The 20,515-nt window shown below is 60.4% G+C and carries 19 protein-coding genes; 5 read left to right on the top strand and 14 right to left on the bottom strand.

Annotated elements, in window-relative coordinates; translation table 11 throughout:
- The first annotated feature begins 97 nt into the window (after positions 1-97).
- The 3 genes from ACZ9DP_RS34545 (at position 98) to ACZ9DP_RS34535 (ending at position 2,815) form a co-directional block, all read left to right on the top strand.
- Positions 98-1,483 (top strand): leucyl aminopeptidase family protein, encoded by a 1,386-nt coding sequence (locus tag ACZ9DP_RS34545; RefSeq protein WP_194728663.1) that lies wholly within the window; start codon positions 98-100, stop codon positions 1,481-1,483.
- A gap of 115 nt (positions 1,484-1,598) precedes the next feature.
- Entirely contained in the window at positions 1,599-1,949 is a 351-nt protein-coding gene (locus ACZ9DP_RS34540) for a MarR family winged helix-turn-helix transcriptional regulator (RefSeq protein ID WP_476205068.1), read from the top strand.
- An 11-nt stretch (positions 1,950-1,960) separates the two neighbouring features.
- Positions 1,961-2,815 (top strand): C40 family peptidase, encoded by an 855-nt coding sequence (locus ACZ9DP_RS34535; RefSeq protein WP_476205065.1) that lies wholly within the window; start codon positions 1,961-1,963, stop codon positions 2,813-2,815.
- On the opposite strand, the gene ACZ9DP_RS34530 is transcribed toward ACZ9DP_RS34535, so the two are convergent.
- The 10 genes from ACZ9DP_RS34530 to ACZ9DP_RS34485 all read right to left on the bottom strand — a co-directional run bounded on the left by ACZ9DP_RS34530 (position 2,816) and on the right by ACZ9DP_RS34485 (position 15,723).
- A complete protein-coding gene (locus ACZ9DP_RS34530; protein WP_372414930.1) occupies positions 2,816-3,667 on the bottom strand; it encodes an ABC transporter permease in 852 nt (283 codons plus the stop codon). It lies immediately after the preceding gene.
- Positions 3,668-3,669: 2 nt separating this feature from the next.
- Complete coding sequence (locus ACZ9DP_RS34525; RefSeq protein WP_476205063.1) at positions 3,670-4,617, bottom strand: ABC transporter permease; 948 nt, start codon at positions 4,615-4,617, stop codon at positions 3,670-3,672.
- 245 nt (positions 4,618-4,862) lie between these two features.
- Positions 4,863-6,395: an ABC transporter substrate-binding protein gene (locus ACZ9DP_RS34520; protein WP_476205062.1), complete on the bottom strand. Its 1,533-nt coding sequence runs from the start codon at positions 6,393-6,395 to the stop codon at positions 4,863-4,865.
- A gap of 123 nt (positions 6,396-6,518) precedes the next feature.
- The gene (locus ACZ9DP_RS34515) at positions 6,519-7,424 is read right to left on the bottom strand and encodes a LysR family transcriptional regulator (RefSeq protein ID WP_476205061.1); all 906 of its coding nucleotides are present in this window, start codon (positions 7,422-7,424) and stop codon (positions 6,519-6,521) included.
- A gap of 43 nt (positions 7,425-7,467) precedes the next feature.
- On the bottom strand, positions 7,468-8,454 hold the full coding sequence (locus ACZ9DP_RS34510; protein WP_476205059.1) for a P1 family peptidase: 987 nt from the start codon (positions 8,452-8,454) through the stop codon (positions 7,468-7,470).
- 122 nt (positions 8,455-8,576) lie between these two features.
- Positions 8,577-8,771 (bottom strand): hypothetical protein, encoded by a 195-nt coding sequence (locus ACZ9DP_RS34505; RefSeq protein ID WP_027510551.1) that lies wholly within the window; start codon positions 8,769-8,771, stop codon positions 8,577-8,579.
- A gap of 519 nt (positions 8,772-9,290) precedes the next feature.
- Entirely contained in the window at positions 9,291-12,218 is a 2,928-nt protein-coding gene (locus ACZ9DP_RS34500; protein WP_476205058.1) for an aminotransferase, read from the bottom strand.
- A gap of 92 nt (positions 12,219-12,310) precedes the next feature.
- Positions 12,311-13,195 carry a formyltetrahydrofolate deformylase gene (purU, locus tag ACZ9DP_RS34495; RefSeq protein WP_074066290.1) on the bottom strand — a complete coding sequence of 295 codons (885 nt, stop codon included), beginning with the start codon at positions 13,193-13,195 and terminating at the stop codon, positions 12,311-12,313.
- Between the two features lie 213 nt (positions 13,196-13,408).
- Positions 13,409-14,653 (bottom strand): hypothetical protein, encoded by a 1,245-nt coding sequence (locus tag ACZ9DP_RS34490; protein ID WP_476205057.1) that lies wholly within the window; start codon positions 14,651-14,653, stop codon positions 13,409-13,411.
- 5 nt (positions 14,654-14,658) lie between these two features.
- Positions 14,659-15,723 carry a glycoside hydrolase family 5 protein gene (locus tag ACZ9DP_RS34485; RefSeq protein WP_476205056.1) on the bottom strand — a complete coding sequence of 355 codons (1,065 nt, stop codon included), beginning with the start codon at positions 15,721-15,723 and terminating at the stop codon, positions 14,659-14,661.
- Positions 15,724-15,856: 133 nt separating this feature from the next.
- Here ACZ9DP_RS34485 and ACZ9DP_RS34480 point away from each other — a divergent pair, with 133 nt between their 5' ends.
- Together ACZ9DP_RS34480 and ACZ9DP_RS34475 are read left to right on the top strand one after the other, a co-directional pair.
- Positions 15,857-17,452: a GumC family protein gene (locus tag ACZ9DP_RS34480; protein ID WP_476205055.1), complete on the top strand. Its 1,596-nt coding sequence runs from the start codon at positions 15,857-15,859 to the stop codon at positions 17,450-17,452.
- A gap of 115 nt (positions 17,453-17,567) precedes the next feature.
- Complete coding sequence (locus ACZ9DP_RS34475) at positions 17,568-17,900, top strand: hypothetical protein (RefSeq protein WP_476205054.1); 333 nt, start codon at positions 17,568-17,570, stop codon at positions 17,898-17,900.
- Positions 17,901-17,904: 4 nt separating this feature from the next.
- Here ACZ9DP_RS34475 and ACZ9DP_RS34470 read toward each other — a convergent pair whose 3' ends face one another.
- From ACZ9DP_RS34470 to ACZ9DP_RS34455, 4 genes are all read right to left on the bottom strand, one after another.
- Entirely contained in the window at positions 17,905-18,369 is a 465-nt protein-coding gene (locus ACZ9DP_RS34470) for a DoxX family protein (RefSeq protein ID WP_476205053.1), read from the bottom strand.
- A gap of 10 nt (positions 18,370-18,379) precedes the next feature.
- Complete coding sequence (locus ACZ9DP_RS34465; protein ID WP_476205052.1) at positions 18,380-19,162, bottom strand: HvfC/BufC family peptide modification chaperone; 783 nt, start codon at positions 19,160-19,162, stop codon at positions 18,380-18,382.
- A gap of 8 nt (positions 19,163-19,170) precedes the next feature.
- Positions 19,171-20,025 (bottom strand): MNIO family bufferin maturase, encoded by an 855-nt coding sequence (gene bufB / locus ACZ9DP_RS34460; protein WP_476205050.1) that lies wholly within the window; start codon positions 20,023-20,025, stop codon positions 19,171-19,173.
- A gap of 72 nt (positions 20,026-20,097) precedes the next feature.
- Complete coding sequence (locus tag ACZ9DP_RS34455) at positions 20,098-20,382, bottom strand: BufA1 family periplasmic bufferin-type metallophore (RefSeq protein WP_039843589.1); 285 nt, start codon at positions 20,380-20,382, stop codon at positions 20,098-20,100.
- Positions 20,383-20,515 lie beyond the last annotated feature (133 nt).

The raw sequence follows: 20,515 nt of genomic DNA, 5'->3' as shown, positions 1-20,515 counted from the left end.
CAGGGAAAGGTTTGACGCAATCTTCACTCCAGCAATAGTCTGTTAACCCTAACGGACCGTTAAGAAAACGATTCCCGGACATCGCCGAAGGATAAATATGGCCCCCTATCAGTTCATCGAGAGACCGACGCCTTTCAACACGAAAGGTGGTTCCACATTGCCGATCTTCGCGGTCACGCCGGCGCATATCGAGACCGGCACGATCGATCCGATCGCGCTCGATTGGGCGAAGAAGGCAGGCTACAAGGCGGAAAGCGGTTCGCTGCTGCTGATCCCGACCGCCGCCGGCCATCTGGGCGGCGCGCTTTTCGGCCTCGGCGCCAATCCATCGGAGCAGCCCTATATCACCGGCAAGCTTGCCCGTTCACTGCCCGCCGGCGACTGGCATATCGAAACCGCACCGCTGACGGCAAACCGCCTGTCGCTCGGTTTCGGTCTCGGCAGCTACCGTTTCGACCGCTATCGTTCCGACAAGCAGGCAGCCGCGACGCTGATGATCCCGCGCGATGCCGATGGCGCGGATATCAAGCGTCAGCTCGCAGGCGTGTTCCTCGCTCGCGATCTCATCAACACACCGACCAATGACATGGGCCCCGAACAGCTCGAAGCTGCCTTCCGCGGCCTTGCCGAGCACTACAAGGCGGAAATGTCGGTCACCATCGGCGATGATCTGCTGAAGGAGAACTTCCCACTGGTCCACACCGTCGGCCGCGCCAGCGCCGACGCGCCACGGCTTCTGGAACTGCGCTGGGGGAAGAAGGGCCACCGCAAGGTTACGCTTGTCGGCAAGGGCGTCTGCTTCGATACCGGCGGCCTCGACATCAAGCCGGCCTCCTCCATGCTCTTGATGAAGAAGGACATGGGCGGTGCGGCGAACGTGATGGGTCTTGCGCTGATGATCATGGACGCGAAGCTGAAGGTCGACCTCCGCGTCATCATTCCCGTCGTTGAAAATTCGATTTCGGCAAACGCGTTCCGCCCGGGAGACATCTACAAGAGCCGCAAGGGCCTGACAGTCCAGATCGACAATACCGACGCGGAAGGCCGCCTGATCCTCGCCGATGCGCTGGCTTATGCCGACGAGGAATCACCGGATCTTTTGATCGACATGGCGACGCTGACGGGCGCTGCCCGCGTTGCGCTCGGCCCCGACCTTCCGCCCTTCTTCACGGATGACGAAAACCTTGCCCACGATCTGACTGAAGCAAGCCTCGAGACGGACGACCCGCTGTGGCGGCTCCCGCTCTATATGGGCTATGACAAGGATATCCGCGCCAAGATCGCCGACATCACCAACGCTCCGGCGGGCGGCATGGCGGGTGCGATCACGGCGGCGCTGTTCCTGAAACGCTTTGTCAGCAACGCGAAGAGCTGGGCGCATTTCGACATCTACGGCTGGGCGCCGACCGAGCGCGCTCATTCGCCAGGCGGCGGCGAGGCGCAGGCGATCCGCGCGCTTTACCACCATATCCGCCGCGGCTGACCGCGATCGTTAAAATTTTATTCACCTTGGGGGGCGGCAGATTCTGCCGCCTCTTGCCTGCCAGCATCCTCTCGCGGAAAGTAGAACGGTAGCGTAATGATTTTCCGGAGGAGCCTTGCCGATCGAATTGACTGCCTCGCAGGCCCTGCGGCTTTGGCACGGCGTTACGCTTAACCAGGTTCACCATGACGAACGTGATTTGACGTTGCGCCAGATGGCGATCCTGCTGCATATCTATCTGGTGCCGCCGCCCCATACGGTGCGGGGGCTTGCCGCGACGCTGAACGTGACGAAACCGGTTATCACCCGGGCGCTGAATACCATGGGCGAAATGGGCCTTGTCGATCGGGCACGCGACGAAAGCGACCGGCGGAACGTGATCATCAAGCGCACCGTCGGCGGCGCGCTCTATCTCGAGAAGCTCGGCGACCTGGTGCGTGACCAGGGGCGCCGCCTGCCGATCTAAGTGGAATGGAGATGACGATGCTCGACCGCCGCCTGCATGCCTATCGGCCGGATCTTGCCGAAGCGAGTCTTGAAGGCAAGGTCGAAGCCTTGCGCTTCGTTTCCGGTACCCCGGCGCGGATCGCGGTTGCCGTTGCACCGCTTCGCCCGCAACCGGATATGTCAGTCGGCATCGATACGGAACTGCTCCTCGGGGAGGATGTAACGGTCTTTGACCGCGCCGGCGGCTGGTGCTGGGTTAAGGCCCGTTCGGATGGTTATGTCGGCTATATGCCGGAGGAAATGCTGTCCGACGCCCAGACGGAGCCGACACATATCGTCACCGTGCAGCGCACCTTCCTCTATCCGCAACCGGAATTGCGAAAGCCCTATAAATCCGTGCTTTCCATGGGCAGCCGCGTCAGGGTCGCGGGTGAGGCAGAGGTGCGCGGAAATCACTACGTCGTTCTGGAGGATGGCACCGCAATTTTTGCAAGGCATGTCCAGCCCGTCGCCGTCGGCAAGGATGACGATTATGTCGAGATCGCGTCGCGCTTCATGAATGCACCCTACTTGTGGGGCGGCCGTTCGGGCCTTGGCATCGATTGTTCCGGTCTCGTTCAACTGGCCATGCTGATGACCGGCAAAAGCGCACCGCGCGACACGGACATGCAGGCAGCAAGCCTCGGCGAGAGGATCGATCGCTCCGGACTTCGCCGCGGCGACCTCGTCTTCTGGAAGGGACATGTCGCAATCATGGAGGACCCCGACACGATCATTCACGCCAATGGCTACACGATGACTGTCGCCCGCGAGAATTTCGACGCGGCTGTCAAACGAATAGGCCAGCTCTACCAACAGCCGACCGGCTACCGCCGTCCGGTCTGATCAAAATCGCCGCGGGTCGAAGAAATCGCGCAGTCCATCACCCAGCAGGTTGAAGCCGAGAACGGCAAGCCCGATCGTAAGCCCTGGCAGGATGGCAAGCCATGGCGCCAGCCCAAGATAGGTTTGGGAATCGGCGAGCATCCGGCCCCAGGTCGGCGCCGGCGGCGCCACGCCGAGGCCAAGGAAACTTAAACCGGCCTCGGTGAGGATCGCCAGCCCAAGCTGGATCGCGGCATGGACGATGATCTGGTTCATGATGTTCGGCAACACATGGCGCACCGAGATCGTCAAGCGGCTGTTGCCGATCGCGCGCGCCGCCAGCACATAGTCGCGGCTCCAGGCCTGAAGGGCTGCAGCAAGTGTGACCCGCGCGAAGACCGGGATCATGAAGACGGCAATCGCTGTGATCGCCGTGAACCTGCCGGATCCGAGAAAAGCGCCCAGGATCATCGCCGAGAGGATCGGCGGCAGCGCGAAGATGACGTCGCAGACGCGCATCAGCAGCGTTTCGAAAATGCCGCGGGTGGCTGCCGCCGAAATGCCGGCAACCGAACCGATCGTGCCGCCGATGGCGACCGCGGTGATGGCGATCGACAGCGAATTCCAGCATCCGGCCATCAGCATCGAAAGAACGTCGCGGCCGAATTGATCGGTGCCGAGCACGCCGAAAGCGAAGGGCGGCTGCAGTTTGTAAATGATCTGCATCTTTGCAGGGGGCAGCGGCGTCCAGACGAGTGACAGAAGTGCAACCGCAACAAGCAATCCGACGATGGATGATCCGGCGAGAAGCTTTATTTGCCGGCTAATTATAAATGGCCGTCGTTTGATGGAACTGTCGGAAGCAATCGCCATTGTCACACATCCCTTCGCAGTCGCGGGTCGATCGCGAGATAGGACATATCGACGAGGAAATTCATGATGACGACGAGCGCGGCAAAGAACAGCACGACGTCCTGCATGGCGATGATGTCGCGTTGCGACAATGCCTGAAAGGCAAGCCGTCCAAGACCTGGAAGGTTGAAGACGTTTTCGACCAGAACGGCGCCCGCCACCAGGAACGTAAACTGCAGTCCAAGGGTCGTCAGGATCGGCACCAGCGCATTCGGCACGGCGTGCCGCCATAAGACTGCGCGGGCCGACAGTCCCTTCGCGAGCGCCGTCCGCGTGAAATCCTCGTGCAGTGTTTCCAGTACCGCTGTGCGGGTGACCCGCGTCAGCACGCCTGCTTGCGGAAGCGCCAAGGCTGTGGCGGGCATGACCAGCGCCTGCAGTGCAGGCCAAAGCCCGGCACCCCAGCCCGGAAAGCCACCTGCCGGCATGAGCCCAAGTGTCGTCGAAAACAGGACGATGAGCAGCAGTGCCACCCAGAAAGCCGGAACGGCAATGCTTACCTGTGAAAAGAGCGTCGCTATGATATCGGCGATGCCGTCCCGCCGTGCTGCCGCGAAGGTACCGAGCGGCACGGCGATGGCGACGGAAAGGAGGATCGCGAGCAGCGCCAGCGGCAACGTTACCGCCAGCCGCTCGAGGATCAGCCCCGCAACCGGCACGCCATAGGTATAAGACTGCCCGAGATCACCGGAAAGCACCCCGGCTACCCATTGGCCGTAGCGAAAGAGCAGAGGCTGATCGAGCCCGAGTTCATGGCGAAGTGCTGCCAGCGTCTCCGGCGTCGCCGAGGTTCCGAGCATGATCGAAGCGGCATCGCCCGGCAGAAGGTCCATGACAGCAAAAATCAGGAAAGAGACGGCGGCAAGCGTCAGGATCAGTCCGGCAAAGCGGCGGCCAAGAAGCGCGATCATAGGCGCGGCTTACTTGCGGCCGACGCATTCGTCGTTCTCCTCATTCCTATCCTTCGACTTGCTCCGGGGATCAGCACAGGAATCCAGCCACGGCGCGTCGGCGTCGCGAATGACTCGATCGAAGGAGTCTTTTGCGCCCAAGGAATTCGGCGTTCTGGAGCCCTGTGACAAGCACAGGGATGAGGGAGAAGAGAATTGCGCGTCACCTATTCACGCCTTCTGCATATCCAGCACAAAACCCAGCCTCACTCCTTCCACGCCACATTCGTCAGAACATTCGAAGGAATCGGCTCGTTTTCCCACAAGCCCTTCAGATTCTTGTCCCACACGCCGAGCTTGGGCATGACGAATAGATATAGCGCCGGCACATCCTCGGCGAGGATTTTCTGCGCCTCTTCGTTGATCTTGATCTGCAAGGCGGGGTCGGTCGTCTCCTGCACCTTCTTCACCAGATCGTTGAAGACCGGGTTCTTGTAGTTGAAGTAGTAGGGATCGCGGGAATAGATGTCGATATCCATCGGCTCGGCATGCGCCACGATGGTCATTTCGTAGGCGCGGTCCTTCATCACGTCCTGAACCCATTTTGCCGGAAATTCGGTCGGTTCAATGTTCATGGTCACGCCGATCTCGGCAAACATTGCCTGCATGACCTGGGCGCTGCGTGGCGCATAGGCCATCTGCGGCGATTTGATCGTGAAGGTGAAGCCATTCGGATAACCGGCTTCCGCAAGGAGTGCCTTCGCCTTTTCGGGATTGTAGGGCAACACACCGGTCATGTCCTGATAACCCGGATCGTTCGGCGTATAATGGCTACCGATCGCCGTGCCGAGGCCCGACCAGGCCCCGTCGATCACCGTCTGGCGGTCGATCGCCATCATCAGGGCCTGGCGCACTCGCTTGTCGTCGAAAGGCTTCCTGGAATTGTTCATGCCCGCAACGACCTTGAGCTCGGTATTGCCGATCTTCGTCACGAGCCGCGGATCACCTTCGAACGAGCTCATCAGCTCGGGTGCCGCGAATTCCGGAATGGCGTCCACGTCGCCTGCCTTCAGTGCGGCAGCCTGTGCTTGCGGGTCGGCTATGAAGCGAAAGGTCACCTTGTCGAGCTTCACAGATACTTGGCTGTTCCAATAGGCTTGGTTTTTCGCGAGCTCGACCTTGTCGCCCTTCGCCCAGTTGACGAATTTGAACGGACCGGTTCCGACCGGGTGCGTCTTGTCGCTCGCAGTGGAGTTCGGACCAACCATGACCGATGCCGGCCAACCAAGCCAGTAAAGCAGGCTTCCCGTCGGCTGCGAGAGGTGCAGCACCAGCGTTTCGGGATCGGGCGTATCGATGGAGGCAATCGAGGCGAAGAAGCGCTTCTGCGGATTGACCGAATCTTTGCCGCGGGCACGCTCCAACGCGAACTTGGCCGTAGCGGAATCGAAGGCTTCGCCGTCGTGGAACTTGACGCCGGTCTGCAGCTTGAACGTATAGGTCAGCCCGTCCGGCGAAATTTCCCAGCTCTTGGCAAGCTGCGGTCGGACCTTGCCGCTCTCATCGATAGATACCAGCCCTTCAAAGATATTCTGCCAGGTCACCTGACCGATCGCGACCGGCGCGGCGATTGTCGGGTCGAGCCCCGTCGGCTCGACGCTCATGCCGAGATTGAGCACCGCCTTGCCCGCTTGAGCCGGCATGACGACGCTTGCCATCATCACGACGGAAAGGGCAGCGCTGAGGGAGAGGCGTTGGGCATGGCGTGTGAAAGGTGCCGGCAAAAGCCTGGTGATCATAATCCTGCGGATCCCGAAAAAGCGGTGTGAAATTGGCGCGAACATTTTGTGTTCACAGTGTATCGAAAAAAGCTACACACTAAAAACAGAGAAAATGCAAGCTATCTCCTTGCGCGACCGGCCTCAGCGGCTCTTCAGTTTCGTCCGCATGAAATTCTCGATGAACCCGATGAGCTTGCCGGCCGCGAAGGAGAGCTGCCGGTCCGGTGCGATCGAGAGCGCGACATGGGTGCGGATGGAGGTTTCGCTGGAAAGAGGGATTGCAGCAAGCTGACCCGCCTCGATCTCGCGGCGAACAGCAAGTGCCGGCAGGAGCGTCACTGCGCTGTCGCTGAGCACGAGTTCCTTAAGCATTTCCAGCGAACTTACCGTGAAAACCGGGTCGATCGTCAGCCCTTGCCGCTCGATAAGTGCATCGAAGCTCTGGCGGAAACCAAATGACTTCTCGGGCAGGGCGAGCGTATCGCGCGCAAGTTCGCGAAGGGTGATTTCCTTGCGGCCTGCCGCTGCATGACGCGCCGAAACGATCACGTCGTAAGCGATTTCAAAGCGCGTCACCACTTTTGCCTCCGACATCGGCGGCGCAAAAAGCGTCAGCGCCATGTCGGCCTGTGCTGCGTTCACCGCTTCGATGGCCTGCCGCGCGCTGGTAATCATCACTTCGAAGCGGATATTGGGGAAACTGCGGCTGAATTCCGAAAGCGCGGGTGCGAGCAGGCTGGTGACGATCGCTCCATTGGCGTAGATGGTCACCCTACCGCGCGCGATCCCCTTGAGATCTTCGATCAGCTGTTGCACGTGCTCGAGTTCGCGAAGTGTCCGCCCGGCGCGCGCGGCAAGCAGCTCACCTGCGGCCGTCAGCGTCACGCCGCGCGCGCTGCGTTCGACGAGCGCAGCGCCGAAATGCTCTTCGAGATTCTCGATCTGGCGGCTGACGGCAGTCGGCGCAACGCCCAGGTTCTCGGCAGCCTGGCGCATGGACTTGGTCCTAACCAGCTCGTCGAAATACATCAGGGCCCGGATCTGCATTTTCTCTCTCCGCCGCTTGGCCTTCTTTACTCTGTCCGGGCAATCAACGCCCGTCCGGGTAGAGCTCCCGCCAGGCCGGCTGCGCACCCTCGTAAGGCAGCGTTGTCGCTTCGTAAACACCGCGCGCGATGGCGCGGGCCATGACCATCCCCGCAAGATGGCAAAGCTCCATCAGTTCGCCCATGTCGGCCATCGCTCGTGCACCGGTCGAGGCAGCAAAGACCGTGTCGCCGTCGAGCGGCAGATGCGCCGGAAGCAATGCCCTTGCCAGACCGTCATGTGCGCCCAGCGAAAGCCGGTGAGCCTCGGCTTTCGTCAGTGCCGCATCGGTCACCACCGCACCGATCGTGGTTGCAGGCACCATCACGCCCTTCAGCCGCAAGCGATGATCTATCACCTCCGGCATTCCGAGCCCGCCGAATTCGTTGTCGCGTTCGAAGGGTGCCGCCCAGAAATGCGGCCCGTCGCCGATCGTTGCCGAACCGAGCGCATTGACTGCGACGATTGCCGCCACCCGGTGCCCAGCGCTGCTGACCGTGCTTGCCGAGCCGAGCCCGCCCTTGAATGTCGCTGTCGTCGCACCCGTTCCAGCCCCGACCGTTCCAAGCGGAAATTCGCCTTTCGTCGCCGCCTTGAAGGCCGCATAGCCCATCTCCCGGTAAGGCGAATGCAGGCCCCAATCCTTGTCGCCGCCGTTTAGGAGATCGAAGAGGATCGCCTCGGGTACGATTGGCACGCGCACCGTGCCCACCTGGAATCCGCGGCCGGCTTTCCTCAGGCCGGCCTGGACGCCGCCTGCCGCATCCAGCCCAAAGGCCGAGCCGCCGGAAAGAACGAAGGCATCAACCTTCTCGACCGTCATCGACGGATCGAGCAAGGCGGTGTCCCGGCCTGCGGGCGCGCCGCCGAGAACGGCGGCCGAAGCCGTCGCCGGTTCGTCGAAGATAATCGCGGTGACGCCGGAACCGAGCTTCAGGTCCGTTGCGTGGCCGATCGAAACGCCTTCGATATCGGTAATGAGATTGAGCAAGTGCGCCGTCCTTGTTGACGTCGGATAGGATCGCAACCAGCGCGAAAAAACAAGACCGGCCCCTTTTTGGGACCGGTCATAAACCTTGGAAAGCGATGAAGTGCGGAAACCTAAGCCTGTTTTCAGGCATGGATTGGCTTTGGATGGCGCCGGGTCATCAGGTCGTGGATCGCGAGCTTCACCTCATCCGGCGAACTGAAACGCTGCTCGTCAAGGTCGTGCACGTGAAACTTCACGGCGATGAATTTCAGCCGGTCTTCATCTGGAATGACGATCCCCACAGGCACGCCTGCATATTCGATAACTTGCTTTTTCATGCGTAGAACTCCTGCCGCGCGGATTGCGAGGCGATGACGAATTGACTTGTCTGATACCGTTGAAAGGGGACGAAGGTCACATTCGACAGTTCGGGCGGGAGAGGGCGCCCGGACGGTCATTGCCGAGCACAATTCGCCCAAGAAGGGTGGCGAGAATACCGATATCAATCATGTCTCGTTCCTTGTGTTGGCGTTGCACTCTTGAGGTCTCGAAAGGCTCAAGACCCGGCGACGACTATCTTTTATAATCTACCTTGTTTGTAGAGAATAGCGGACAGTCTGTCAGAAACATATTCCGAAACGTGTCAAAATCTCGACGATCCGAAAAAAATAATTCCACCACAGTCATACTTGCTGAAAGAACGTTATCAGGTCTTTGTGCAAATTGCGTGACGGGCGGAAGCCTCGTTTCGATCACCGGGACAGACATAGGAAGTCGTTTTGATTCCGGCAATGGGGCTTTTGATTAAAAAACCGAAAGCCTCGAAATGACCGCATTGGTTAATGGCGGCGGGGAGGTCACCAGCCCTCGGATAGGACCTTTTCCAGCATGTCCGCGAAGAAGTCGGCGCTCTCGGTGGTCAAGCAAAGCGGCGGTTTGATCTTCAACACATTCAGGTGATCGCCGGTTGGCTGCATGATCACGCCGAGTTCGAGAAGACGGTTGCAGATGGCCGCCGTCTCTTGCGTCGCCGGCTCCAGCGTCGTTCTGTCGCGTACGAATTCAAGGCCGAGATAGAGTCCCATGCCGTGGACGGCGCCCGCAATCGGGTGCTTGTCGATCAGCGCAGCCAGTCGGCTTTTAAGATGGTCCCCGACGTCGCGTGCATTGTCCTGGAGCTTTTCGTCCACCATAACGTCGAGCACCGTCATGCCGGCAACGCAACTGACCGGGCTGCCGCCAGACGAGGAAAAGAAATAGCCTTCCTTCTCCAGCGACCCGGCGATTGCCTGCGTCGTGATCACCGCGCCGAGCGGGTGGCCGTTGCCCATGCCCTTGGCGATGGTGATGATATCCGGCACCACGCCCTGCTGTTCGAAGCCCCAGAAGTGATGGCCAAGCCTGCCATAGCCGACCTGCACCTCATCGGCTATGCAGACTCCTCCGCGGGCACGCACTTGAGCATAGACTTCTGATAAATATCCGTCCGGCAGGGAAATGCCGCCGGCATTCCCATAGACCGATTCGGCAATGAAGCCCGCAAGCCCTTGCCCGCCGGCATCGATCGACTGCAGCACGGGCGCCATCGCGGTGAGATAGTCTCCGGCCGAATCCGGCCCACGAAATTCGCCGCGATAGGTGTTGGGTGAAGTGATGGCATGCACCCAATCCGGCCGGGTCGCCAGGGCCTGAGGGTTGTCGGCAATTGAGGTGGAAACGGCGTCGCTTGCCACCGACCAGCCATGATAGGCTCCCAGCAGGCAAAGCATGTTGCGCGCACCCGTATCCGCCCCGGCGAGCCGGATCGCCAGGTCATTTGCCTCCGATCCGCTGTTGACGAGGAAGACGCGGTCCAGTCCGTCGGGCGCCAGAGCTGCCAATCGCTCGCAGAACTCACCGAGCGCCGCATAGTGAAAGCGCGAATTGGTGTTGAGCTTCAGCCATTGTTCGCCGATCGCTTCTGCCAGGCGCGGATGCCCGTGGCCGAGAATCGTGACATTGTTGACCATGTCGAGATAGGCGCGCCCCTCGACATCGAACATGTGTTCCTTCCAGCCGCGCTCGATCTGCGGCGGCACCTCGTAGTAATTCTTCTGCGGTTTTGCGAGATGCGCCTGGCGCCTGGAGAACAGTTCTTCCGTCTCCGGCTCGGGCGCACTGGCGCCTGGTCCAAGCAGGCCTGCAGGCGAGGGGCAAAGCACGGACCAGGCGGCTGCCTCCTGCGGCGCGGCAAAGAGGGGCGGTTCGAGCGCCGGAACCGTGCAGAACTGGATACGCAAGCCGCCGAGCGAAGAGGCTTCGCCCGAGACCGTCCCGATGATCTGCCCCTGCTCCACCTCGGCGCCATCCTCAACAGACAGGTCCAGGCCATCAAGATGCAGATTGATACCGTCGCCGATCAGGACGAGATGGTGGTTCTTGCAATCGATGCGTCCGGAAAATGGTGCAGCGACGCTGTTGCCGCCGGGGAGGCAGATGTCGGTATGCAACGCGTAGGTCGATGGCTGCCTAGCGCTTCGAAGAACGGCGCGCGAAAGCCGGTATTCGCCGTAGCGGGTCGCGGCGATGCCCGCCTCATTCGCCGCGCGTGCCAAAAGCCGCCAGTCCATTTCCGCATTCAGCCAGTTTCCGGCCGCAAAATGCGGGCTCTGAACGCCGAGGTCGAGATAGGCGATGTTTGCAAGATCGATCTCCGGCAGAAGCGCGTGCCAGCCGGACATATCGACCGGCGTCATGTCGGCGCCGACCGCGTCAAAAATTGCCGCCTCCATCAATTCGAAGGGAACGGACATGGCCGTGTCGAAGATTTGCCGTTCAAGTTCCAGATTGTCGCGGACGTAGTCGTTTTCCGGGTCGATCGAAATCTGCTGTTCGCTGCTCGCGACGAGAATGACGGCGCGCGCGACAATCAGCGGCCAGAGCGCCTTCAGTTCCTCGTCCGTCAGCGGATAGATCTCGTGATAGGCCTTGACCGCCGGCAGGATGTAGAAGGGATCGCCATCGGCCTGATGCAGCAGCGAGGCGCAGGTAACGGCAAGGTCGCCGACGAGCCAGCCGCGAATGACATCGCCGAAATCGATGACGCCATCGGGCATCGGCCGCCCTTGCGCATCAATCCGGCAGACGACGTTGTCGCCTGTTACATCATGATGCACGGGCTGGACGCGAAGCGATGGCGCGAGCGGCTGGATGCGGCGTACGGCAAGCACCATGCTCTTGGCGATCCGGTCGCGCGCAGCGCTGTCGGTGATGGCCGAAAGCAGCTGAACGGCAACAGGCCCCGCCCGGCGCAGGTCCCATTGCAAGCTGCGGTCGAGGCCCGAATGATTGAAGTCGGCGAGCGCCTGTGCCAGCCGGGCGCAGAGTGCGCCAAGGGCCGCGACGGAAGCCTTCGGCAGGTATTTGCGATGCGTCAGTCCTTCGCCTTCGAGATATCCGAGCAGACGCACCTTGAAGGTCTGTTCGCGAACTGTGACGGCGATGATATCCTGGCCGTCCGTCGAGCTCATGACCCTCGGGACACGCGGCGTACCCTCCTTGCTGGTCAGATACCGGATTGCCGCATTCTGCGCCTCGAGCTCCAGCGTATCGTAAGCCATGTGGCAGATCTTCAGCACATAGCTGCCATCACCAGTATTGATCCGGTAATTGCGGTCCTGCTGGCTGCCGAGTTCGGTGATCGTGCCGTGGAGGCCATAGCGGGATTGCAGGATGCTTTCCGCTTCGGCCGGCGTTACGTCCGGGCGCGGCAATTCCATACGATCGGCACGCGCATCATCGGTCATGGCATCCCCCAGCATGATTCGATTTTCCACATTAAGCAGATAATCGAATGCATGTCATGGGCAAGCGCTTACTACTACCCTTTCGAGTTGTTTCAACCCATACGTTCGGAGGCGTAGCTTCCTGGGCTTGCCGGGAAGACGATGGTGCGGTTGCCGTTCAGGAAGACGCGGCGATGGATATGGGCATGGATGGCGCGCGCCAGCACCTGGCTTTCGACGTCGCGGCCGATCGAGACATAGTCCTCGGCACTCTGGGCATGGGTGATGCGCGCCGTATCCTGCTCGATGATCGGACCTTCGTCGAGATCGGCGGTCACGTAGTGCGCCGTAGCGCCGATTAGCTTTACGCCGCGCTCGTAGGCCTGCTTGTAGGGGTTGGCGCCCTTGAAGGACGGCAGGAAAGAATGGTGGATGTTGATGATCCGGCCGGACATCTTGCGGCACATTGCATCGGAAAGCACCTGCATATAGCGGGCGAGCACGATCAGTTCCGTGCCGGTCTGGTCGACGAGCTCAAGCAGCTGGGCTTCGGCCTGCGGCTTGTTCTCCTTGGTGACCTTGATGTGATGGAAGGGAATGTCGTGGTTGACCACGACCTTCTGATAGTCGAAGTGGTTGGAGACGACGCCGACGATATCGATCGGCAGGGCGCCGATTTTCCAGCGATAGAGCAGGTCGTTCAAACAGTGGCCGAAGCGGGAGACCATCAAGAGCACCTTCATGCGGCTGTCCCCATCGTGGATTTCAGCCTCCATGCCAAATTTCTCGGCGATCGGCTTGAAGCCTTCCTTCAGCGCCGGCAGTGCAACGCCTTCCTCGGAAATGAAGCTGACGCGGGTGAAGAACTTGCCGGTGTCGAGGTCGTCGAACTGCGAGCTGTCGACGATGTTGCAGCCCTGATCGGCGAGATAATTCGCAATCGCCGCTACGATGCCGCGCGTCGATTGGCACGATACGGTCAGTACATAATGCGTCATGGCCCTCTTCCCTCTCACGGCAATAGCCGACAGGTCTGCTTAGATCAAAGCAGCTACGCCGCATAGGCGAAGCTCTCATTCGTGCAACAATTTGCAAGAGAAGCTGTCAAGGACTTGCAGGCTCTTGCATCCGTTCGTTACGCTCCAACTTACGGAAGTCATGGCGAGAGTCCGTTCCGCCTGCGCCGTCGCGTATCCCCGCCGCGCAGCCGTTCAGGCAGAAACCGACATGCCTACTTTACCGGCAGCGCGTTTCCCGCGCACGCCCTCGTTGACCTTCAGGAAGCCGACGAGCAGCCAGACGAGGCCGGCTGTCTTCATGGAGAAGATCGCCGTGGAGCCGATCATCAGGTTCAGGAACATGAAGAGCGATAGCGAATGCGCAAGACGCTTCTGGTTCGGCGTCTCGCCTGCCGGGAAAAAGGAGACGAACAGCCAGAAGAGGATGAGGCCGAAGATCGTCGCGCCATAGGTTATGTAGACGTAGCCGCTATCGACGAAAGTCGTGGCTTTCTCGAGTTCAAGGCCGAGCGCCGCCGGGATATCCATTGCGATGATGTTCCGGATTGTGCCGCTGATGCGGCCGACGAAGTCGTCTTCATGGGCATCGGGACGGAATGCATAAATGACGAAGCCCATGACGATAATCATCGGCATCATCAAGAGATCGCAGATCTTCGGAATCCACGGAAAGATAAAATAGCCGCCGAGGCAGGCCATGCTGAAAATCAGCATCGTACGCGTGTCGTTGGTAATGAGGATCAGCATGACGGTGAAGACGAAGAGCAGCCGGTCGAACAATCTCAGGCGATTGGAAAAACTGACGAGATAGATGACCAGCACGCCGCAGAAATTGGCAAGTGACACCTGCTCCAGGAAGATCGATGAGGACCGGTGATCGATAATCCCGAAGGAAAAGCGGGATGGGAACCCGAGCGCGCCGCGAAAGAGCCCGATGTCACTATAAGTGGCGCGGGGCACGCCGCGGGTGTTTTCGAAATATTCAGCCGGATGGAACAGGGCCACATAGGCTTGCACCGAGACGATCTCGCAGATCAGCACCGCCAGCACCACCACGCTGCATATCTTGAAAATCAGCTTCAGCGTTCGTTCGTTCGTCCATCGGCCCATGATGACGAAAGCGAAGATGATCAGCACGTTGCGCAGGTGGTCGATATAGCCTGCGCGGTTGAGCGCGATCACATAGACGGTGAGGAAGATCGTCGCGAGCAAATAGCCAAGCGGAGCGAGGTCTTCTTCGTAAAGGCCTCTCTTTAAAAGGAAGCCAAAACTATAGATCAGCAGCAGGATCTCGCTGAGGGCGACGTGCGACGACGCAAGCGGCGTGATGTTGTGGTTGATGAAGGCGAGAAGGCAATTATAGGTGACCGACAGCACGCCGACGGCCAGGATGCCGTAGTCGATCGGTTCCTTCGTTGTTGTATCTCGCTGTTCCATCGCCGCTACCTGCCCATTGTCCGGCACGCGTCTTCGGCAGGAGAAGGCGCCTTGGCGGCGGCTTCCAGCACCGCGATCTGCTTTCGCTCATGGCCGTCGTGGGGCTGCACGTTCAAGGGCTCGCTCGCCGGCCACCAGTCACCGGCCACCCAATAGGTCCAGCCAAGCCAGACGTCGCCGTTCTCCTGCATCGTATCCAGAACCGTCTTCAAGCCGGCGACGCATTCCGGTGCTTGCGAAACGCCGAATTCGCCTAGCAGCACCCTGGTGCCGTGCTCGCGTGCCCAATCGGACATGCGGATGATGGCATTCCTGGCGTTCTCATTGCCGGAGCATTCGTCATGCGTACCGGAAGAATCGCTGTCGAAATACTGGTGAACCTCGTAGGCAAAGTTCTTGCGCGGATCCTTGACGCCGAGCATTACCTTGCCGTTTGGCCCGCCTGGGCCATCGGACTGCCAGGAATGGGCGCCCGTCCACTTCGTGCCCGGCACGAGGACGAGATTGTTGGCGCCGACTGCCCGGATGCCGCGCAACGCCGCATTGGCGGCGCTCAGCCATTTGTCGCTGGCAATGTCGTGGGGTTCGTTCATGAGCCCGAAAATCACGTCGTCCTGATTGGCAAATTCGGAAGCAAGCCGAGTCCAGAAATCTGCAAATGCCAGGGTCGTCGCCGGCGGTGTCCCGACCTGCGTTTTCTTGTACTGGGCATAATTGTGCGGATCGAGAATGGCAGTCATCTCATGTTTGCGCAAAAGGGCCACCGTATCCTTGATGCGCTGGAGCTCGGCGTCGTTCAGCGCCTGCCCGAGTTCGGGCTGCAGCCGCTCCCACAAGAACGGCAAGCGAACGATATTCATCCCCTTCTTTTTGAAGTAGCCGATCGTCTCTTCGGAGGGGTAGGCATAATCCTTGAAAACCTCTCCACCCGGATTGCCGAATTCCGCACCGGAAAGATTGATGCCACGAAAGCAGGGACCCGCGGCTTCGGCAAGGCCGGCGTGCCACGGAAGCATTGCTGCCGCGGCGATCGTCAGCATGCGGCGCCAGGGCGATAACGCGGCTTTCATCGATCTCGCTTTCAGGAGTTCTGCCATGTTCCGGCAATATCGGGTAGGGTATCTTAACGCTCCGTTAGCTAAGGATTTCTAAAGTCGGTCTACCTCCGCCAAAGATCTGCGTCGGCGGGTCACGAGTGTGTTTATGAGCCAATTTGACAGGAACAGAGTTAGTCGGCTGCCTAGCTGGCGAAGCTACGAGCCTGCGCCAACCGCGCCGGAAAGCTCTCCCGCGCGCGCGCCTGTCCTGAGGCCTGGTGATTTCGCAAAACCCGTTCCCGCGCCGGAGGCGCCGCCGTCGCCCACCCCTCCCGAAAAGGATTTACGCCAGACACAGCCTTTGCCGTCGCAGTCGGAGCGTGCCGTTGTCCGCGCAGCGCCGGTTTCCGTCGATCCTGACGCGCCGCTTGTTGATATGCGATCGGTCATCTTTGCGATCTGGAACAGAAGGCTGATTGTCCTCGGACTGGCCGCGCTCGGCGCTTTGGCGGGCGGAGCACTGCTGCCGTTGCTGCCGCAGAAATTCACCGCAAGCACCAGCCTTTATTTCGATCCGCGCCAGATCGGCCTTGCTGATCCAGCGATACAATCATCGACGATCTCGCCGGAGATGATTTCGTCGATGATCGACAGCCAGGTGCAGATCCTGATGTCCGGCAATGTGCTGCGCCGGGTTGCCGATACCATGAAGCTTGCGCAGGATCCGGAATTCAACGGCGGGCGGAACGACGACGCGGCTGTAGTCAGTGCCCTGCAGAAGTCGCTGACGATCACCCGCCAGAGCAGCACCTATGTCGTATCGTTGACGGCCGTGACGAACAATCCGGAGAAATCCGCCAAGCTTGCAAACCAGGTCGTGACCTCGTTCATGCAGGAGGAAAGCAGTGCCTCGACAGGTCTATACGAAAATACCACGGCGACGCTCGATGTTCGTTTGACCGATCTGCGCCAGAAAGTGCAGGAGGCCGAGCAGGCCGTCGAAACCTTCCGCGCCGACAACGACATGGCGGCGACGGAGGGCAATCTGATTTCCGACCAGCGCCTTGCCTCGTTGAGTACGCTGCTGCTGACTGCGCAGGAAAAGACAATTCAGGCCAAGGCCCGCGCGGATGCGGCCGCGAACATCAGCTTCGAGGATGTCGTCGCCAACAGCCGAACGGACGGCAATTCGGTGAACTCGTCGCTTGCGAGCCTTCGACAGCAATATGCCACTCAGGCCGCAATCGTCGGCAGCCTCGAGAGCCAGATGGGCGCTCGCCATCCGCGGCTGCAGGCCGCCCGCTCGTCACTGCAGAGCATTTCGGGCGAGATCAAGGGCGAATTGCAGCGCATGGTGACTTCGGCGCGCGCCGATTATGAGCAGGCGACTAAGGCCGAGGAGGCGATTGCCAAGGAACTGAACATTCAAAAGGCGCTGCAGGCGACCACATCCGACAAGCAGGTCGAACTCAACGAACTGCAGCGCAAGGCGACGGCCGCCAGGGAAATTTACGAGACCGTCCTGAAGCGCTCCAGCCAGACGACCGAGGAGCAGAACCTTCCGCAGAGCAACATCCGCGTCATTTCAGAAGCTGAACCGCCAACGAAACCGGACGGTCCCGGCAAGAAGATTCTTTTGATCGCCGGTGTTATCGGCGGGCTCTTCACCGGCTTTGCCGCCGGCGCGGCATTTGCGATCCTCGCAAGCCTCTTTGGGCATCCGGTCATTCGGGGCTATTTCCGCCGGGAGGCCCAGCGGTAAAGGGCTTCGAAATCAATTTGTCGTGCCCGGTCTACTGCTTGATGGCTGCTTGGCTGCTTCCTAAATTTGAAGACGAATGTCGCTGGAGCCCGTCCTGCAATGAAAGGTCACCGATATGCGATCCCTGCCGATGTTGTTCGCTGCCCTTTCTGCAGTCAGCGGCCTGATCGCCGAGCCGGCTCTTGCGACGGATTGGAGCCGGGCGGGCAAAGCAGCCGCTCTGCCGCTCTATCCCTATCCCGATCTCCCCGGCGTCAAGTCTCAGCCCGACAAGAAGGATGAGGAACAATATGTCTGCCGCACCGAAACGCGCGGCATCAGGCGCAGTGGGGACTGGATCTTCCGCTCCGGCGGCATGCCGACCACCGTCTATGTATGCGACCGCGACGGTTACGTGAGCCAAGGAACGCAAGTGCCTGCAAGAGGCCACTATCAGCCCGTGCGCTGACGCTTCATGCCGTGCGGGAAAAATGCCGCGCGATGAAGTAGTCGATTGAGACGCGTCCCGGTCCGCCTGCGATGATGACCAGGAAGCAGACGGCCCAAGTGCCGTGTGTCGGCCATGCATCGGGATAGACGAAGAATTCGATCACCAGCGTCATGCCGAGAAGTACGAGTGCCGAGAGCCGGCTTGCAAATCCGATGACGAGAAGAGCCGGGAAGAAGTGTTCGGCGAAGGCTGCAAGATGCGCGGCGAGCCGGGGATCGATAAACGGCAGCCGGTATTCCGTCTGGAACAGATAGACTGCGTTTTCGGCGACGCGCCATCCGTCGACCTTGGTTTGCCCGGATTGCCAAAATACTGCGCCGATCGAGATGCGCGAAATCAGGGCGATCAGATCGTGCGGGATGTAATCGAGGAGATGGAGCAGGCTGCTGAGTTTCTGCAGAAGGCCGCGAGCTTCTATCGTTGTCATGGTGCTCTCTTCATTCATGATTGTCTCCCGCGCTGTTCCAGCGCACGTCGATGAAGGCGCCGGCCTGCAGCGCGCCGGCGAGGTTGGATGAAAGATCGAAATCCGGCGCCGCTTCCGTGGCGTGCTCTACGGCAGCAGCCAGTGCCGCACCCTCCGCAAGCTCCGACAGAAAGGTCGCCCCGCCGGCCGGCAGACGATGCACTTCGACACTCATACGCGGCCTAACGACCAACACGTCCTCGCCACTCCAGTTTTCAATCGGCTGAAGCTCCATCTCGCCGGCGTTCATTGCCCAGATGGTCACAATCGGATGAGGGGATGTGAGGACTGACAGGGAGGGATGGGCGGCGAATGTCAGTTCGGCGAGGCGATCCGGATCGATTGCGGCCAGCCGCTCGGCCTGCAGCGGGGCCGCCTCTGCCGCGTGGTAGGCTCGTCCGCGTGCCGCTTCCAGCCGGATGACGTCCGGAAGATAGGCGATGTCCCTGGCGGGCTGGAAGCGTTCGACGAAATCCGCAAGGTCATCACCGTATGCCAGAAGCAGTGGCGAGTGCGGCGGGTGGAGGCGAATGAATTCATGCGACATCGCGGCAAAGAACTCTTTGCCGACGATCTTTTCCGCCACCGGAAACCGCGAAGCGAGCGCCCCCATCAGTCCGATCGCCACATTGTTGCGATAGACGCCGAAACGGCGCTCCGGCCGCGGGCCATTCCAGGCGGCCAACCCTTCGGGAACCGGCAGGGAGATGTCGGTCAGCGCTGCCGCGAAGTTGCCTTGCGTAAGGATCGCCATGGCCGACCTCATGCGGCCCTGCGGGCTGCGGCGCTCTTAAGGATCGCATCAGCGGCCGCTGCTTCGGCACGCAATACCAGCCATTCCGGCACGTCGTTGTCCCATTCCACCAGGCTTGCGATAGGTCCGGTTTGCGCGATCAGTTCTTCGTAGAGCGCCCAGACGGGATCCTTAACAGGCGTGTCGTGCGAATCGATCAAAAGCCGCGCTCCCGCATCGTCCACTGTTTCCGAATGGCCGCTCAGGTGGATTTCGCGGACCCATTGAACTGGAAAGCGGGCGAGATAGTCGCGCGGGTCCATATGATGGCTGGTGGAGGCGACGAAGACGTTGTTGACATCGAGGAGCAGGCCGCAGCCGGTCCGCCTGACGACTTCGTCGAGAAAATCAGTCTCTTCGATCGTGCTTTCCTCAAAGAGCAGATAGGTGGCCGGATTTTCGAGCAGCATCTGCCGCTTCAGCGTGTTTTGCACCTCGTCGACATGCTCGGCGACCTGCGCAAGTGTCACCTCGGTATAAGGCAGCGGCAGGAGATCGTTGAGGAAGACAGTATCGTGTGTCGACCAGGCGAGATGTTCGGAAAAGCTCTCCGGCTCGTAGCGGTCGCAGACGGTTTTCAGGCGGGCAAGATGTTCCTTGTCGAGCGGCTGCATCGAGCCGATCGAAAGGCCGACGCCATGGATCGACAGCGCATAGTCTTCACGCAACTTGCCAAGCTGGGCGTGCGGCGGTCCGCCGGCACCCATGTAATTCTCGGCATGTACTTCGAAGAAGCCGATCGGCTGGCGTTTAGCATTGATGTCGGCAAAATGCTGCGGCTTGAAGCCGACGCCGGCGCGACGGGGAAGTCCTGACGCTTTCATGTCATCTCTCCTGGTAGTGGACGGCGGTGCTGATAATCGGCGCCGCCGGTCTTTTTCGGATGCTCTAGGGTCTCAGGCCGGGGCCGGGCCTTGCTTCAACGATCCGTGGCCATTCGGCGTCTTCATCGCCTCGCAGGTTCCGGCCGGAACGAGCTTCCAGGCGTTTTGCTGGTAGTCGACCTTCGAGGTGCCGGCGCAAGTGGTCCCGGGTCCGGCTGCGCAGTCGTTCTGGCCCTTCATGGAAACGCCGTAGCACTTTTCCTTGTTGTCCGCGGCCGAAGCGGCAGGAGCGGCGACAGTGGCAAGCGCCGAGGCGAGCGAGCCGGCGAGAGCCAGCGTAACGATGCTGTTTTTCATTGTTCATCTCCGTAAGAATGGCGAGCCGTGATTGGCCTGCATTGCGGGCTACGGAGGGAGCCGACAGAATGTTACAGCGCTTCTGGCGTTTTTTTGCCAGCCCGGCTTGCCGTCTGCGCGATTGCAGGGGAAA

Source organism: Rhizobium sp. USDA 4016 (assembly GCF_056279705.1).
Note: the sequence above shows the minus strand (reverse complement) of the source record. Positions and strands in the feature narration are given on the sequence as shown.

Bases quoted from the DNA above. Each gene is read 5' to 3' on its own strand.
- ACZ9DP_RS34485 (WP_476205056.1), bottom strand. From the start codon at position 15,723: ATGAAAGCCGCGTTATCGCCCTGGCGCCGCATGCTGACGATCGCCGCG.
- ACZ9DP_RS34455 (WP_039843589.1), bottom strand. From the start codon at position 20,382: ATGAAAAACAGCATCGTTACGCTGGCTCTCGCCGGCTCGCTCGCCTCG.
- ACZ9DP_RS34530 (WP_372414930.1), bottom strand. From the start codon at position 3,667: ATGGCGATTGCTTCCGACAGTTCCATCAAACGACGGCCATTTATAATT.
- bufB (WP_476205050.1), bottom strand. From the start codon at position 20,025: ATGAAAGCGTCAGGACTTCCCCGTCGCGCCGGCGTCGGCTTCAAGCCG.
- ACZ9DP_RS34520 (WP_476205062.1), bottom strand. From the start codon at position 6,395: ATGATCACCAGGCTTTTGCCGGCACCTTTCACACGCCATGCCCAACGC.
- ACZ9DP_RS34490 (WP_476205057.1), bottom strand. From the start codon at position 14,653: ATGGAACAGCGAGATACAACAACGAAGGAACCGATCGACTACGGCATC.
- ACZ9DP_RS34475 (WP_476205054.1), top strand. From the start codon at position 17,568: ATGCGATCCCTGCCGATGTTGTTCGCTGCCCTTTCTGCAGTCAGCGGC.
- ACZ9DP_RS34470 (WP_476205053.1), bottom strand. From the start codon at position 18,369: ATGACAACGATAGAAGCTCGCGGCCTTCTGCAGAAACTCAGCAGCCTG.
- ACZ9DP_RS34515 (WP_476205061.1), bottom strand. From the start codon at position 7,424: ATGCAGATCCGGGCCCTGATGTATTTCGACGAGCTGGTTAGGACCAAG.
- ACZ9DP_RS34535 (WP_476205065.1), top strand. From the start codon at position 1,961: ATGACGATGCTCGACCGCCGCCTGCATGCCTATCGGCCGGATCTTGCC.
- ACZ9DP_RS34500 (WP_476205058.1), bottom strand. From the start codon at position 12,218: ATGACCGATGATGCGCGTGCCGATCGTATGGAATTGCCGCGCCCGGAC.
- ACZ9DP_RS34465 (WP_476205052.1), bottom strand. From the start codon at position 19,162: ATGGCGATCCTTACGCAAGGCAACTTCGCGGCAGCGCTGACCGACATC.
- ACZ9DP_RS34480 (WP_476205055.1), top strand. From the start codon at position 15,857: ATGAGCCAATTTGACAGGAACAGAGTTAGTCGGCTGCCTAGCTGGCGA.
- purU (WP_074066290.1), bottom strand. From the start codon at position 13,195: ATGACGCATTATGTACTGACCGTATCGTGCCAATCGACGCGCGGCATC.
- ACZ9DP_RS34545 (WP_194728663.1), top strand. From the start codon at position 98: ATGGCCCCCTATCAGTTCATCGAGAGACCGACGCCTTTCAACACGAAA.
- ACZ9DP_RS34525 (WP_476205063.1), bottom strand. From the start codon at position 4,617: ATGATCGCGCTTCTTGGCCGCCGCTTTGCCGGACTGATCCTGACGCTT.
- ACZ9DP_RS34505 (WP_027510551.1), bottom strand. From the start codon at position 8,771: ATGAAAAAGCAAGTTATCGAATATGCAGGCGTGCCTGTGGGGATCGTC.